This is a genomic window from Serratia sp. CMO1 (genome assembly GCF_015689115.1).
Classification (GTDB): domain Bacteria; phylum Pseudomonadota; class Gammaproteobacteria; order Enterobacterales; family Enterobacteriaceae; genus Serratia; species Serratia marcescens.
On the sequence record NZ_CP065032.1, the window covers coordinates 2,810,016 to 2,824,275 of the forward strand.

Genomic DNA, 14,260 nt, shown 5'->3' on the forward strand with positions numbered 1-14,260 from the left:
CTCTTAAACCTTACGAAATACCTGTAAAATACCACCGTCCGAGATAAACCACTGTAGAAACAGGGATTAAGCCGGCGGCGTTCAGCACGGAAAGCTGGCGCGATTACCGTTAATGGAGCTTGGGCGAAAGCGGATACCCCGCACAAGGGTTCGCCCCGGGTAATCAGTAAAAAAAGCGACACCAAGGATTATTTAATTTCATGCGAAAAAGGCAGCTGAACCCGCACGGCCCTTTTACAATATCGCTGTTCCCTGCGCGGTTTTTGACCGCCGCAGCCATAACAATACGTCTCTTTAAGGAGTTTTAGCGTGATTAGCGTTTTCGACATGTTTAAGATCGGCATCGGCCCGTCCAGCTCTCATACGGTTGGACCGATGAAAGCCGGCAAACAGTTTGTCGACGATCTGGTAAATAAAGGCCTGATGCCTTCTATCACGCGTGTTGCCGTAGACGTTTACGGCTCACTCTCATTGACCGGCAAAGGTCACCATACCGATATCGCCATCATTCTCGGCCTGGCCGGCAACATGCCGGACACCGTCGATATCGATAGCATTCCGGGTTTTATTCGCGATGTAGAACAACGTCAACGCCTGATGCTGGCCAACGGCCTGCATGAAGTCGATTTCCCTCGCGACGGCGGCATGGTCTTCCGCAGCGACAACCTGCCGCTGCACGAAAACGGCATGCAGATCCACGCCTTCGCCGGCGATAAAGAAGTGTACAGCAAAACCTATTACTCTATCGGCGGCGGTTTCATCGTCGACGAGGAGAATTTCGGCAAGGCCGCCGAGCAAGAACTGCAAATGCCATATCCGTTCAACTCCGCGCGCGAAATGCTCGACCACTGCCGCGAGACCGGCCTGTCGCTGTCCGGCATGGTGATGCAGAACGAACTGGCGCTGCACAGCAAGCAAGAGATCGAGACCTACTTCGGCAACGTGTGGCAAACCATGCGCGCCTGTATCGATCGCGGTCTGAACACCGAAGGCGTACTGCCGGGGCCGCTGCGCGTACCGCGCCGTGCCTCCGCGCTGCGCCGCATGCTGGTGGCGTCGGACAAACTGTCCAGCGATCCGATGAACGTGATCGACTGGGTCAATATGTTCGCGCTGGCGGTTAACGAAGAAAACGCCGCCGGCGGCCGCGTGGTCACTGCGCCGACCAACGGCGCCTGCGGCATCGTGCCTGCGGTGCTGGCTTACTACGATCACTTCATCGAGTCCGTCAGCCCGGATATCTACATCCGCTACTTTATGGCGGCGGGCGCCATCGGCGCGTTGTACAAGATGAACGCCTCCATTTCCGGCGCCGAAGTCGGTTGCCAGGGTGAAGTCGGCGTTGCCTGCTCCATGGCGGCGGCCGGTCTGGCCGAACTGCTGGGCGGCAGCCCTGAGCAGGTCTGTGTGGCGGCGGAGATCGGCATGGAACACAACCTGGGTCTGACCTGTGACCCGGTCGCCGGCCAGGTGCAGGTGCCGTGCATCGAGCGCAACGCCATCGCCTCGGTCAAGGCGATCAACGCCGCCCGCATGGCCCTGCGCCGCACCAGCGAGCCGCGCGTTTCGCTGGATAAGGTGATCGAGACCATGTACGAAACCGGCAAAGACATGAACGCCAAGTACCGCGAAACGTCACGCGGCGGCCTGGCAATCAAGGTGCAATGCGACTGACAGACAACCCCGCCATCCGGCGGGGTTTTTTATGGGTAATCAATTCATTGGCCGCTTTTTGTGACAATGTCACCAGAAAAAATCCTGCATTTCTCTCATCGATCCGGCGGTTAGCCTGCAAATTGACCTTCTGTTTTGCCAAATCGAAATAATTTACTGAGTTACCATCAATCTTGTATAACCTCAGGCTAGAATTAGCCGAGCGCAACTTAAGGATCTATGACCTGACCGTGACTCGGGGCTGGATTACCGAACAAGGATTTACCGGATGTTGATGACCCACCTCGCCGCGTCCCGATATCGTTATTACCGTTGGCTGCTGGCCGGAGCGGTGGGCGCGGCTATTCTGTTGGTATCGCTGTATACCCGTTATTATCAAGAGGTCAAAAGTATCGAGCTGAGCCAACAGACATTGGCCACCCGCACCGTCGGCAAGCTCAACCAGTTGCTGACACCGGCTCAGCTGCAGGCGGAGCGCAGCATGGACATGCTGGACCAGCCCTGCGAGAACGTTTCGTCGACCCTGCGCTTTCGCGCCGCGCAGAATCAGGCGCTACGCGCCATGTTGCTGGTAAAAAACGGCATTATTTACTGCTCCAGCCTGTTTGGTTCCCGTCATTATCAGCTGGCCGCGGTCATGCCTACCTTCGTCAACAGCAACGCCAGGCTGGCGCTGCGCCCCTCGCTGGCGGTGAGCAAAGGCCTGCCCACGCTGGTGATGTGGACGCCATCCCCACGCGATAAAACCAGTGGCGTGCTGCACGTGTTTAATATCGAGCTGTTGTCCAACTTTTTACTCGAGCCGCAGGAGCCTTACGTTCAGCGCGTGGTGCTGAACGTGGCTGACAGCAGCCTGGAATACGGCCGACGCGAAATCCTGAGCCGCGACACCCTGACCAACGATCTGCGCTACACCGCCGGCTCTGCGCTATACCCGTTCTCGATTTCGCTGTTCGGCCCGCAGATCGGCATGCTGGCGCTTTCCGCACTGCCGCGCCATATCCCGCTGGCGCTGCTGATCAGCCTGTTGGCCGCCTATGTGGTCTATCTGCTCACCGCTAACCGTATGAGCCTGTCTTATCACATCGGCCATGCCATCACCCATCGTGAGTTCCGCGTCTATTGCCAGCCCATCATTCATAGCGACACCGGGCGCTGCGCCGGCGTCGAAATGCTGCTGCGCTGGAAAAAGAAGCGTCAAGGGTGGATCTCCCCCGACGTGTTTATTCCGCTGGCCGAGCAGCATGAGCTGATCATTCCGCTGACCCGTTATCTGATGAACACCGTGACGGAAAATCTGCAGCTGTTCCCGCCGCGACCGTCGTTCTACATCAGCATCAACGTCGCCGCCGAACACTTTAAAACGCTCAACATCATCGACGATATCCGCCGGATTTGGCTGCCGGCGCATCCGATGCCGTCACTGATGCTGGAGCTGACCGAGCGCACCGCGCTGTCGGCGATCCAGCATGACCAGATCCGGACGCTGAAAGACATGGGGATCATGCTGGCCATCGACGATTTCGGCACCGGCCACAGCTCGCTGAGCTACCTGAAGAACCTTAGCCCGGACGTGTTAAAGATCGACCGCGGGTTTACCGCGGCCATCGGCACCGACGCGGTCAACGCCACGGTGACCGATACCATCATTACGCTGGCGCAGCGGCTGAAACTGAAGCTGGTGGCTGAGGGGGTAGAAACGGCGGAACAGGCCGACTATCTGCGCTCACGCGAGGTCAATGCCCTGCAGGGGTATTATTTCGCCAAGCCGATGCCGATCCACGTTTTCCCGCTGTGGTTGCAGCAGTACGAATCGCGCGTCAGGAAAGCGGAAGATCATCCGCCGGAGGCCTGAGCCTCCGGCGGGTGGGTTACGAATGCGCCGGTTCGTCGAAGACGGCGCGGGTGACACGCACCAACTCGATGCGATAGTCGGAGACCTCGACAATATCGAAGCGCAGGTGGTTCAGTTCAATGGTGTCCTCCACCACCGGCATCTGGCCGTAGTGGGCTAACAGCAGCCCCGCCAGAGTGGCGTAGTCTGCGGTTGGGCTGACCAGGTCGTCACAGGCCAGCGCCTGTTCCAGCGAGTGCAGGTCGGTCCCGCCCTTGACCAGCCAGCCGTCGCCTTCCGCCACGATGTCCGGCGTTTCATCTTCGTCCGGAAACTCGCCGGCGATCGCTTCCAGCACGTCCAGCGGCGTCACCAGCCCCTGCACCACGCCGAACTCGTTGGTGACCACCACCAGGCGCCCTTTGGCGCGGCGCAGCACCGCCAGCAGCTTGATGACATCCATGGTTTCCGGCACCACGATCGGCGGCGTGCGCGCGGCAAACTCGGCGATATCTTCCCCTTGCTCCAGCGCCACCAGCAGATCCTTGGCGCGTACCACGCCGACGATCTCATCCACAGAGTCGCGACACACCGGGAACAGGCTGTGCGGCGTATCCAGCAACTGTGCGCGCACCTCCTCACGGGAGCGCTCGCAGTCGACCCAGGAGATATCCGTGCGCGGCGTCATCACGCTGCGCAATGAGCGCGAGGCCAGCGTCAGCACGCCGCTGATCATATAACGCTCTTCCGCCGCAAAGGTTTCATCCCGCGGCAAGGCGACCTCATCGTCCGCCTGCTGCGCGCGCTGCTGCCCCATCAGGCGCATGATCGCTTCCGCGGTGCGCTCGCGCATCGGGCGACGCGCCTGATGCTTGATGAAGTTGCGACGCGCGATCTGATTGAACAATTCAATCAGGATCGAGAAGCCGATCGCGGCGTACAGATAGCCTTTAGGAATATGCAAGCCGAAGCCTTCGGCGATCAGGCTCAGACCGATCATCAACAGGAAGCTCAGGCACAGCACCACAATGGTCGGGTGCGCGTTGACGAAGTTGGTCAACGGTTTGGACGCCAGCAGCATCACCGCCATCGCGATCACCACCGCCGCCATCATCACCGGCAGATCGTTCACCATGCCCACGGCGGTAATCACCGCATCGAGCGAAAACACCGCGTCAAGGATCACGATTTGCACCACCACCGCCCAGAACTTGGCGTAACCGCGGTTGGCGCCATCCTGGTGCGTCTGCCCTTCCAGCCGTTCATGCAGCTCCATGGTGGCCTTGAACAGCAGGAATACCCCGCCGAACAGCAGGATAAGATCGCGGCCGGAGAAGCTGAAATCGCCGACGCTGAACAGCGGCGTGGTCAGGGTTACCATCCAGGAGATCACCGACAGCAGGCCCAAACGCATCAGCAATGCCAGCGACAGGCCGATGACGCGCGCCTTATCGCGCTGCTTAGGCGGCAGTTTGTCGGCCAAAATGGCGATGAACACCAGGTTGTCGATGCCCAACACGATTTCCAGCACCACCAGCGTAAGCAACCCCGCCCAAATAGAGGGGTCCATTAAAAATTCCATATCAGACTCCAGAGAAAAGTGGGAATGAGCGCACGCCGCTCAAACGTGACGATGCCGCCGCTGCATGGGCGCAGTCGACAATAGCAAAGTGACGGGATGGGATTACCGGGAGATGGCCGAAGGGCCGAACAGCATATGCAACGCCAGCAGGTGGCGGGTGAAACCTGGAAAAACAGTTACTTCGGTGACAGTCCATAGGGAGGGCTGAGGCCCTTCACTCCTTAGTGATGAAAGAGGAAATTACTGTATCAGGATTTTTCTGGGGGACAAAGCGGCTTTTTCAACGGCGGTTTAGGGTGACGCCACGCCATATCGTCTGCGACAGCTAAGATTTCTCCGAGCATTCAATAGCGGAGCAGCGTCACAAAAAATATTTTTTCACTCACTAAAATAAATCTCGCGTTCGTGAAGTATCACGCACAGGCATTTGAAACTGCGTGAGAAATGTTAGGCGTGCGTTTCTTTTTTTCTACCATAATGTATCTGAACCGCGGAAGTGACTGCCAAGACGGCGCGGAGAAACGACACAAACCGCGTCTGGAGTTCAACGAGGAGGTAGCGAGTGGCAATAGCTATTATCATCGGCACACACGGGGCTGCAGCGGAACAACTGCTGAAAACGGCGGAGATGCTATTGGGCGAGCAGGACAACGTCGCCTTTATAGACTTCGTTCCCGGTGAGAATGCCGAAACGTTAATCGTCAAGTACAACGAGAAAATCAGTGGATTGGATACCAGCGGCGGCGTGCTGTTCCTGGTGGATACCTGGGGCGGCAGCCCGTTCAACGCCGCCAGCCGCATTGCGGTCGACAAAGAAAACTATGAGGTCGTCACCGGGGTCAACATCCCGATGCTGGTGGAAACCTTCATGGCGCGGGACGACAACCCCGCTTTCGATGAACTGGTGGCGCTGGCGTTGGAAACCGGCCGAGAAGGCGTGAAAGCGCTGAAAAAACCGCAGGAAGAACCCGCAAAACCCGCAGCGCCCGTCGCCAAAGCCGCTGCCCCTCAGGCGCCGTTGGGGCCTAACGACCACATGAAAATCGGCCTGGCGCGCATCGATGATCGCTTAATCCACGGCCAGGTCGCTACCCGCTGGACCAAAGAGACCAACGTCAGCCGTATTATCGTCGTCAGCGATGAAGTCGCCGCCGACCATGTGCGCAAAACCCTGCTGACTCAGGTTGCCCCGCCGGGCGTCACCGCCCACGTGGTGGACGTGGCGAAGGCTATCCGCGTCTGGAACAACCCCAAATACGCCAACGACCGCGTGATGCTGTTGTTTACCAATCCGACCGACGTCTGGCGTCTGGTGGAGGGCGGCGTGGATATTCAATCCGTCAATATCGGCGGCATGGCGTTCCGCCAGGGGAAAACCCAGGTGAACAACGCCGTTTCCGTCGATGAAAAAGATATCGAAGCGTTTAAGAAACTGAACGATCGCGGTATCGAGCTGGAGGTGCGTAAGGTCTCGTCCGACAGCCGGCTAAAAATGATGGACCTGATTAACAAACTCAATTAGTGGCGCCAGCCGCTGATTATTTTACTCAGAGCTTTTTTGGTCATAGGAGAAGTGCAATGGAGATCACCACTCTTCAGATTGTGCTGATATTTATCGTTGCCTGTATCGCCGGGATGGGTTCCGTCCTCGACGAGTTCCAGTTCCACCGTCCGCTGGTCGCCTGTACCCTGATCGGCTTCATTCTCGGCGATATGAAAACCGGCATCATCATCGGCGGTACGCTGGAAATGATCGCGCTCGGCTGGATGAACATCGGCGCGGCGGTCGCGCCGGATGCCGCCCTGGCGTCCATCATCTCGACCATCCTGGTCATTGCCGGTGGGCAAAGCGTCGGCGCCGGTATCGCCCTGGCCATTCCGCTGGCGGCGGCCGGCCAGGTGTTAACCATCATCGTGCGAACCCTCACCGTGGCCTTCCAGCACGCAGCCGACAGCGCGGCGGAGCGCGGCAGCCTGCGCGCCATTAGCTGGATCCATGTCGGTGCCCTGCTGCTGCAGGCGATGCGTATCGCCATCCCGGCGGTCATCGTCGCCATCTCGGTGGGCACCGCCGGGGTGCACGCCCTGCTCAACTCGATCCCGGAAGTGGTCACCAGCGGCCTGAACATCGCCGGCGGCATGATCGTGGTGGTCGGTTACGCAATGGTGATTAACATGATGCGCGCCGGCTACCTGATGCCGTTCTTCTATCTCGGTTTCGTTACCGCCGCCTTCACCAACTTCAACCTGGTGGCGCTCGGCGTCATCGGCGTGGTGATGGCCGTGCTGTATATCCAGCTCAGCCCGAAATACAACAAGTCTCAGGTTGTCCAGGCCGGCCCGGCTAACGCGAACGATCTCGATAACGAACTCGACTAGGAATAGGTGAGAGAAATGGTTGATACAACTGCTCAAAAGAAACTCACGCCGGCCGATATTCGCGGCGTATTCCTGCGTTCGAACCTGTTCCAGGGTTCATGGAACTTCGAACGCATGCAGGCGCTGGGTTTTTGTTTCTCGATGGTGCCGGTGATCCGTCGCCTGTATCCGGAAAACAATGACGATCGCAAACAGGCGATCAAGCGTCACCTGGAGTTCTTCAACACCCACCCTTACGTGGCGGCGCCGGTGCTCGGCGTGACCATGGCGATGGAAGAACAACGCGCCAACGGCGCGCCGATCGACGACGCCGCAATCAACGGCATCAAGGTCGGTTTGATGGGGCCTCTAGCGGGCGTCGGTGACCCGATCTTCTGGGGCACCGTGCGGCCGGTATTCGCCGCGCTTGGGGCGGGCATCGCCATGAGCGGCAGCCTGCTTGGACCGATCCTGTTCTTCGTGCTGTTCAACCTGGTGCGCCTGCTGACCCGCTACTACGGCGTGGCCTACGGTTACCGCAAAGGGGTCGATATCGTCAACGACATGGGCGGCGGCTTCCTGCAGAAACTGACGGAAGGAGCGTCCATTCTCGGCCTGTTTGTCATGGGGGCGCTGGTCAACAAGTGGACGCACGTGAATATCCCGCTGGTGGTGTCCAAGATAACCGACCAGACCGGGCATACCAACGTCACCACGGTGCAGACCATCCTCGACCAGCTGATGCCGGGCCTGGTGCCGTTGCTGCTGACCTTCGCCTGTATGTGGCTGCTGCGCAAGAAAGTCAACGCGCTGTGGATCATTATCGGCTTCTTCGTCATTGGCATCTTTGGCTATTGGATTGGCCTGCTGGGCCTGTAATCGTTCGAAACGGCCGGGGGGCAACCCCCGGCTTTTTTATGTGTGGAGCAAGAGATGTCACTGACCGACGCCGTACTGATGCTGTTTATCGCCCTGCTGTTGCTGTATTCGCTGTATGACGAATTCGGCATGGATCTGCTGAAAGGCAAAACGCGGCTCAAAGTGCCGCTCAAACGTCGTAACCGCCTCGACAGCCTGATTTTCATCGGCCTGATCGCCATTCTGATTTACCGCAATGTCACCGACAACGGCGCGGTATTAACCACCTATCTGCTTATTTCTTTGGCGCTGCTCGCTATCTATGTTTCTTATATTCGCGCGCCCAAGATGGTGTTTAAAGCGCACGGATTTTTCTTCGCCAATGTGTTTGTCGAATATAACCGCATTAAAGCCATGAATTTATCGGAGGACGGCATTCTGGCCGTCGACCTGGAACAGCGCCGGCTGTTGGTTCAGGTGACGCACTTGGACGACCTGGAGAAGATTTACCACTTTTTCATTGATAATCAATAAATAAAGAAAAACTCATTTTACTTTCGCTCAAACCTTGCGCTGCTTGTGGATAATTAATCGGCAGCGCCATTTCCTTTCTGACTATTATTTCCGCAACATTGTTACCCGCGTCTACATTATATTCCCACATGAACTCAGATTAATGAAAACGAGTCTCAATTAAGAACAAAAATCACGCCAGAATAAAGTTGTCGGCACCGGAAATAATATGGTATGGTTGCGCCGTCATTGGGGAGTAGCCGGTTTCTGGAGAATAAAAACCAGAAACGCCCGTATCAACATACTCGTTTCGCCGTATGAAACGTGGTGCGGGCAGCCAGGTAAGGTTGGCGAGACCATAGACACGTAACTCCGTCGTTTGGTTGGGGGTGGGTTACGTGTATATGGAGCCACCCGGCCGAGGCTATTTCACATGAACCTTTCAGCAACGCTTATTCTCGCTTTCGGCATGTCCATGGATGCTTTCGCCGCTTCGATCGGCAAAGGTGCCAGTCTGCATCAACCGCGCTTTCGCGAAGCGATCCGCACCGGCCTGATCTTCGGCGTGGTCGAAGCGATCACCCCGCTCATCGGTTGGGCCATCGGCCTGTTCGCCAGCCAATACATCATGGAATGGGATCACTGGGTCGCCTTCTCGCTGCTGTTTATTCTCGGCATGCGCATGATCGTCGAAGGGGTGCGCAACAGGCCCGACGAAGAAGAGAAGGTCAAACGTCATGGTTTCTGGTTGCTGGTGGCCACCGCCATCGCCACCAGCCTCGACGCCATGGCGATCGGCGTCGGTCTGGCCTTCCTGCAGGTGAACATCGTGCACACCGCGATGGCCATCGGCTGCGCCACCATGATCATGGCGACCCTGGGCATGATGATCGGCCGCTTTATCGGCCCGCTGCTGGGCAAACGCGCCGAAATCCTCGGCGGCGTGGTGTTGATCGGTATCGGCGTCAACATCCTGCTGGAGCACCTCGGCTACCTGGCCTGAGGTGACCGAACTGCAAAAAAACCTGCCGCGGCAGGTTTTTTTGTTTCTGAGTTCAAGGCCCCTTAAGCGCGACGTCGGTACAACGCCAGCACGAAATCCGTCTCGCACACAAACTCGCCGCCCTCGGCCAACCGCTGTTGCACCTCCGGCGTAGCGCGCCAGGCGAACGGCGTCATCTGCAGCAGATTGGCGGCCTGCGCGCCCGGTAGGGTCATCGTATAGGCCAGCGCCTCTTTGCGCTCGCAGTCGAATCCGTCGAACTGTTCATCCTGTTCGGCATGCAGCTGCACCTGCTGGTACACCTGCTCTTTCAGCTGGTACAAATGACGCGGGCCCGGCGACACCGTCAGCACCACGCCGCCCGGCTTCACTACTCGCGCCAGCTCCTCCGCCTTGCAGGGTGCATAAATGCGCAAGACCGCATCCAGCGCCCCGTCGGCGAACGGCAAACGGTGACTGGAGGCAACGCAGAACGAGACCGCCGGATAACGTTTAGCGGCATAGCGGATCGCCACCTTGGCGACATCCAGCCCATAGACCGCCATAGTGCGCTCCTGCGCCAGCCTGGCGGCCACGGCGGCGGTGTAATACCCTTCCCCACAGCCGATGTCCAATAACGTGCCTGCATCGGCCGCCAGCGCCAAATCCAGCCACTCGGCCACCTGCGCTTGCAACGGCTGATAATATCCACCGTCGAGAAACGCGCGCCGCGCCTGCATCATTTCCGCGCTGTCTCCCGGCTGCTTCGATCGTTTGTGCTGCACCGGCAGCAGATTCACGTAGCCTTCTTTGGCTTGATCGAACTGATGATTGCCGTCACAACGCCAGTGTTGTGATGAAAAATACAGCGGTTGATGACACAGAGGGCATTGATAAGACATGAATGGGCTTCCAGAAAGACAGGGCGCGGCTAGTCTAAAGAAGGCGTCGGCTTGATGCAAGGCGCATCCCCGCTCGCTTTCGCCGCCAACAACACCTGGCCAAGCGGGGAAAAAGCTGGCTACACTGAGAGTCTGTTTTCTCACGCAGGTGAACATAACTTATGAGCGATCGTTCCGCGCTGCTCGATGCGGTGCCCCATATTCAGCACGGCTTCGGCAGCAAACTCGCGCTGCTGCCCGGGCACCTGCTGCCCTACAGCGCCACGCTGCCGGAAAAAAAACAGGTGCACGGCACCCGCATCGTCGACGTGCTGCAGCCGGCGCAGGCGTGCGGCGAGGCCGATGGTTTCTACACTCGCCAGCCCGGCATTCTGCTCAGCGTACTGACGGCGGATTGCCTGCCGGTGCTGTTCAGCCGCCGTGACGGCGGCGCCATCGCAGCGGTTCACGCCGGCTGGCGCGGACTGCTTGACGGCATTCTGGAACAGATGGCAGCGCGCATTCGCCAGGACGGCGACACCGCCGATTGGGTCGTCTCCATCGGCCCTGCCGCCGGCCCGTGCTGCTACGAAGTCGATGAAGCGCTGGTGGAGAGTTTTAAACAGCGCCTGCCGCTGCCCGCCACGCTGATCAGCCCGCATTACCGGCATCTGGATCTGGCCGCAATTGCCGAATACAAGCTGGCGGCGCTCGGCTTCGCCGCCGTTGACCGCGCCGGCAGTTGCACCATCTGCACGCCGGACGTCGACCCGCAGCGGCCGCAGCGCTTCAAATACACCAGCTATCGCCGCAACAGCCACCGGCGCGCGCAGGATCCGACGCATCCGGGGATCAAAGGCCGCAACCAGTACGCCGGCATCATCATCGCCGCCGGATGACGGAAACGAAAAAGCCCGCGCGAAGGCGGGCTTTTTGTACAGCTGACGCTGATTAGATAGCAGTAACGTTTACTGCAGATGGGCCTTTCTGGCCATCTTGGATTTCGAACTCAACGTTCTGGCCTTCAGCCAGGGTTTTGAAGCCGTTACCCTGGATTGCAGAGAAGTGTACGAACACGTCTTTGCTGCCGTCAGCCGGGGTGATGAAACCGAAACCTTTAGACTCGTTGAACCACTTAACTTGACCTTTGATCTTTGCCATCTTGAGTATTTCCTTTGGATTGTTTAAACCGCCCGAGGGCGTTACATAGACAAACTAGAGTCGTTACTGCTTGAGGCACTAAGATAAGGATCGGCAGAGAAGCGGTATTCAACGCTAACGTCTTTACTCAGAACTTCTTTACTGAAAATGCCACACATATACAGAACTGTACCTCGTTTTACCCAGATGCGTTATCACATACTCTGTATGCGATGGCAAGCCATTTTTAATCACTGAACGACATGTCGCACATATTTGAAACGGTCGAGCGCCACATTTGCTTAAATAGGCCAAAAGATGTTGAAGCATCGGCTATTTTCTGCTTGCCAGAATCACTGCGCCAGACCCCGCATTCTGCTGGAGTTTTAACAAAACTTTCATCGTATTGACGCCTTTCCGTCTCATCATTTCCGCTTTTTGGCCGCTTATAGCGTTAAAAAATTTGAATCTTTATGGAATTTGATATGCAACATCTGAATATCGATGAACGGGGGCCAATTTATTCATCGCTCCTCCGACCATTTACCGCCGGAAAGCCCATTCATCATCGGCTTTCAGCCCTGCCGCCAAACGGCGCGGGCGACAACGGCGCGCGGGTCGGCGGCGACGTCTCCGCCCTGCGCAACGGATGCATAAGCATGCAAAGCGCCGGCACATATCCCGCTTGCCTGTGGTTCTATCATAAATAATCCGAAGGTCATTATCCCCAATAGCCGGAATAATCTTATGAATAGCAAAAGTGTGGCGTTGAATTAAATCCTGAAGATCGGGTGGTTATTTGAATCACCACCCGATCTTATCAATTTTGCTAATTACTGCCGCGCTTTCAAACCGTTGCTCTTATTCTTTCCTCTGTACCGCAGGGCGAAGAGACAACGCTTGCTGAGCATCCTGCAACGCGATGCGCTCGCCAATCTTCAGCGGGAGGAATTGATGCTGCTCCAACCCCGCCTCGCTCAGGGCCAGGTTCAACTGCTGCGGCGGTTCGTCCAGCGATTCATCCGCCAGTTCGAATACCCCCCAATGGATGGGAATGGCGCGCGGCTGATTCAGCTCGCGATACAGCGCCACCGACTGCTGCGGATCCATATGCTGCTCCTGCATAAACCAGCGCGGCGCATAGGCGCCAATCGGCAGCGCAGCCACGTCGAACGGCCCCAGCCGTTGACCGATCTCCGCCAGCCGTTCCGAATAACCGCTGTCGCCGGAAAAATAAAACCGCAGCGCCGGATGGTGGATCACCCACCCGCACCACAGCGAGCGATTGCGATCCCACAGCGTGCGCATGCTCCAGTGCCGCGCCGGCGTGGCGTAGACCGTCAGCTCGCCCAACGGCAGACTCTGCCACCAGTCCAGCTCATGCGCCTTCAGCCGATAACGGCGGAACCAGCGCTTCAAGCCAAGCGGCACGATGAACTCGGCCTGAGGGAAACGCCGCGCCAATTGCCGCACCGTGCGCCTGTCAAGGTGATCATAATGGTTATGGGAGATCAGCACCGCATCCACCGCCGGCAGCTGCTCCACCGTCAGCGGCGGCGGCGTTCTGCGCTTCGGGCCGTAAAAGCTCAGTGGCGATGCGCGTTCGGACAACACCGGATCGATCAGGATATAACGCCCGCTCAACCGCAGCAGCATCGAGGCATGCCCCAACCACCAAACGCAGTCGTCGCTGCCGCTGAGATCGGCAGGTTGCCACCAGCGTTCGGTAAATTGTGCGTAGCCCTGCTGCGGCGGTCTGGGCAGCCCCTGCCGCTTGCGTTCATCTTGCCAACGCTGAAGATCGCCCTCCTGACGCCGCGAAGGTTCCAGGTTGCGAAATCCCTCCGGCGTATGATGCGCCTTGGCCGCGTCGTAATAACGGTTGATTCTTTTCATCCTGCCTTTTCTCCCGACCACTGCGCCCTGCGCGGGCATGACTTTCAGTGTAACAAACCCGATGAAGCTCGCACTTTGTCAGCCGTGCGCTGCATCTCGGGACCTTTTGCCGTATGCTGTTGTCTCACTCCGGTGGAAAGCCAGGGCCGCCAAGAGCCCGTTAAGACTCTCTTAAGATCTTTGTGATTGACTTGTAGGGCATACAGAAAAGGAGAAGTTATGAGTCGTTCTACATCCCGCAAATCAGGCTCAAGCCTGGGGCGCCGTATTCGCAGCGCGCTGCTGGCGCAGAAGCAATACTGGAAAATGTATTTCGCCATGAAGTTGCGCCGGCTGCGCGTGCCTGCACCGTTGGTGCTGCTGGGCGGTTCGCTGCTTGGATTCTTCATGTTGACTCTGCTGATGCTCAGCGTAGTCGCCATCGACGTGATCAGCACTCTACTGCTGCTGTGCCGGAAACTGCTGGGGCGGGGTCACGGTGAGGGCCGCGCCTTTATGCCGCGCGGCTAACGAGAAAAGGAGCGGAGGCGTGCCATACGCCT

Annotated in this window: 15 protein-coding genes and 1 riboswitch; of the genes, 10 read left to right on the forward strand and 5 right to left on the reverse strand. The window is 57.9% G+C overall.

Annotated features, from left to right (window positions below; genetic code table 11):
- Positions 1–309 precede the first annotated feature (309 nt).
- On the forward strand, positions 310–1,674 hold the full coding sequence (gene sdaA / locus IT763_RS13395) for an L-serine ammonia-lyase (RefSeq protein ID WP_004927589.1): 1,365 nt from the start codon (positions 310–312) through the stop codon (positions 1,672–1,674).
- Positions 1,675–1,942: 268 nt separating this feature from the next.
- Positions 1,943–3,529, forward strand: coding sequence for an EAL domain-containing protein (locus tag IT763_RS13400; RefSeq protein WP_049299168.1), 1,587 nt, complete (start codon positions 1,943–1,945; stop codon positions 3,527–3,529).
- A 16-nt stretch (positions 3,530–3,545) separates the two neighbouring features.
- Here IT763_RS13400 and IT763_RS13405 read toward each other — a convergent pair whose 3' ends face one another.
- The gene (locus IT763_RS13405; protein WP_206194773.1) at positions 3,546–5,090 is read right to left on the reverse strand and encodes a TerC family protein; all 1,545 of its coding nucleotides are present in this window, start codon (positions 5,088–5,090) and stop codon (positions 3,546–3,548) included.
- Positions 5,091–5,652: 562 nt separating this feature from the next.
- Between IT763_RS13405 and manX the strand changes: the two genes are divergently transcribed.
- The 5 genes from manX to mntP all read left to right on the forward strand — a co-directional run bounded on the left by manX (position 5,653) and on the right by mntP (position 9,822).
- Positions 5,653–6,612, forward strand: a complete 960-nt coding sequence (manX, locus tag IT763_RS13410) for a PTS mannose transporter subunit IIAB (protein ID WP_004927601.1) — start codon at positions 5,653–5,655, stop codon at positions 6,610–6,612.
- Positions 6,613–6,668: 56 nt separating this feature from the next.
- Entirely contained in the window at positions 6,669–7,469 is an 801-nt protein-coding gene (locus IT763_RS13415; protein ID WP_015378156.1) for a PTS mannose/fructose/sorbose transporter subunit IIC, read from the forward strand.
- A 15-nt stretch (positions 7,470–7,484) separates the two neighbouring features.
- The gene (locus IT763_RS13420; protein WP_015378157.1) at positions 7,485–8,327 is read left to right on the forward strand and encodes a PTS mannose transporter subunit IID; all 843 of its coding nucleotides are present in this window, start codon (positions 7,485–7,487) and stop codon (positions 8,325–8,327) included.
- 54 nt (positions 8,328–8,381) lie between these two features.
- The gene (locus IT763_RS13425) at positions 8,382–8,840 is read left to right on the forward strand and encodes a DUF986 family protein (protein ID WP_197817636.1); all 459 of its coding nucleotides are present in this window, start codon (positions 8,382–8,384) and stop codon (positions 8,838–8,840) included.
- Between the two features lie 218 nt (positions 8,841–9,058).
- A riboswitch (yybP-ykoY riboswitch) is annotated at positions 9,059–9,245 on the forward strand.
- A 7-nt stretch (positions 9,246–9,252) separates the two neighbouring features.
- Entirely contained in the window at positions 9,253–9,822 is a 570-nt protein-coding gene (gene mntP / locus IT763_RS13430; RefSeq protein WP_025159822.1) for a manganese efflux pump MntP, read from the forward strand.
- Positions 9,823–9,884: 62 nt separating this feature from the next.
- Here the strand turns inward: mntP and rlmA are convergent, their stop codons facing one another.
- Positions 9,885–10,703 carry a 23S rRNA (guanine(745)-N(1))-methyltransferase gene (gene rlmA, locus IT763_RS13435; RefSeq protein WP_033640078.1) on the reverse strand — a complete coding sequence of 273 codons (819 nt, stop codon included), beginning with the start codon at positions 10,701–10,703 and terminating at the stop codon, positions 9,885–9,887.
- Positions 10,704–10,864: 161 nt separating this feature from the next.
- Here rlmA and pgeF point away from each other — a divergent pair, with 161 nt between their 5' ends.
- Positions 10,865–11,581, forward strand: coding sequence for a peptidoglycan editing factor PgeF (pgeF, locus tag IT763_RS13440; protein WP_004927619.1), 717 nt, complete (start codon positions 10,865–10,867; stop codon positions 11,579–11,581).
- Positions 11,582–11,633: 52 nt separating this feature from the next.
- Here pgeF and cspE read toward each other — a convergent pair whose 3' ends face one another.
- Together cspE and IT763_RS13450 are read right to left on the reverse strand one after the other, a co-directional pair.
- Positions 11,634–11,843 carry a transcription antiterminator/RNA stability regulator CspE gene (gene cspE / locus IT763_RS13445; protein ID WP_002221949.1) on the reverse strand — a complete coding sequence of 70 codons (210 nt, stop codon included), beginning with the start codon at positions 11,841–11,843 and terminating at the stop codon, positions 11,634–11,636.
- A gap of 41 nt (positions 11,844–11,884) precedes the next feature.
- Positions 11,885–12,001, reverse strand: a complete 117-nt coding sequence (locus IT763_RS13450) for a DUF2627 domain-containing protein (RefSeq protein ID WP_002211058.1) — start codon at positions 11,999–12,001, stop codon at positions 11,885–11,887.
- A 306-nt stretch (positions 12,002–12,307) separates the two neighbouring features.
- Between IT763_RS13450 and IT763_RS13455 the strand changes: the two genes are divergently transcribed.
- Positions 12,308–12,532 carry a hypothetical protein gene (locus tag IT763_RS13455; RefSeq protein ID WP_143778219.1) on the forward strand — a complete coding sequence of 75 codons (225 nt, stop codon included), beginning with the start codon at positions 12,308–12,310 and terminating at the stop codon, positions 12,530–12,532.
- A gap of 151 nt (positions 12,533–12,683) precedes the next feature.
- On the opposite strand, the gene IT763_RS13460 is transcribed toward IT763_RS13455, so the two are convergent.
- Entirely contained in the window at positions 12,684–13,718 is a 1,035-nt protein-coding gene (locus IT763_RS13460) for an MBL fold metallo-hydrolase (RefSeq protein ID WP_016927400.1), read from the reverse strand.
- 219 nt (positions 13,719–13,937) lie between these two features.
- Here IT763_RS13460 and IT763_RS13465 point away from each other — a divergent pair, with 219 nt between their 5' ends.
- Positions 13,938–14,228 carry a hypothetical protein gene (locus tag IT763_RS13465; RefSeq protein ID WP_033640076.1) on the forward strand — a complete coding sequence of 97 codons (291 nt, stop codon included), beginning with the start codon at positions 13,938–13,940 and terminating at the stop codon, positions 14,226–14,228.
- Positions 14,229–14,260: the final 32 nt, after the last annotated feature.

Excerpts from the sequence above, each read along its gene's own strand:
- mntP (WP_025159822.1), top strand. The coding sequence starts at position 9,253 with ATGAACCTTTCAGCAACGCTTATTCTCGCTTTCGGCATGTCCATGGAT.
- IT763_RS13405 (WP_206194773.1), bottom strand. The coding sequence starts at position 5,090 with ATGGAATTTTTAATGGACCCCTCTATTTGGGCGGGGTTGCTTACGCTG.
- IT763_RS13450 (WP_002211058.1), bottom strand. The coding sequence starts at position 12,001 with ATGTGTGGCATTTTCAGTAAAGAAGTTCTGAGTAAAGACGTTAGCGTT.
- IT763_RS13425 (WP_197817636.1), top strand. The coding sequence starts at position 8,382 with ATGTCACTGACCGACGCCGTACTGATGCTGTTTATCGCCCTGCTGTTG.
- IT763_RS13455 (WP_143778219.1), top strand. The coding sequence starts at position 12,308 with ATGCAACATCTGAATATCGATGAACGGGGGCCAATTTATTCATCGCTC.
- cspE (WP_002221949.1), bottom strand. The coding sequence starts at position 11,843 with ATGGCAAAGATCAAAGGTCAAGTTAAGTGGTTCAACGAGTCTAAAGGT.
- IT763_RS13460 (WP_016927400.1), bottom strand. The coding sequence starts at position 13,718 with ATGAAAAGAATCAACCGTTATTACGACGCGGCCAAGGCGCATCATACG.
- IT763_RS13465 (WP_033640076.1), top strand. The coding sequence starts at position 13,938 with ATGAGTCGTTCTACATCCCGCAAATCAGGCTCAAGCCTGGGGCGCCGT.
- rlmA (WP_033640078.1), bottom strand. The coding sequence starts at position 10,703 with ATGTCTTATCAATGCCCTCTGTGTCATCAACCGCTGTATTTTTCATCA.
- IT763_RS13400 (WP_049299168.1), top strand. The coding sequence starts at position 1,943 with ATGTTGATGACCCACCTCGCCGCGTCCCGATATCGTTATTACCGTTGG.
- IT763_RS13420 (WP_015378157.1), top strand. The coding sequence starts at position 7,485 with ATGGTTGATACAACTGCTCAAAAGAAACTCACGCCGGCCGATATTCGC.
- pgeF (WP_004927619.1), top strand. The coding sequence starts at position 10,865 with ATGAGCGATCGTTCCGCGCTGCTCGATGCGGTGCCCCATATTCAGCAC.
- IT763_RS13415 (WP_015378156.1), top strand. The coding sequence starts at position 6,669 with ATGGAGATCACCACTCTTCAGATTGTGCTGATATTTATCGTTGCCTGT.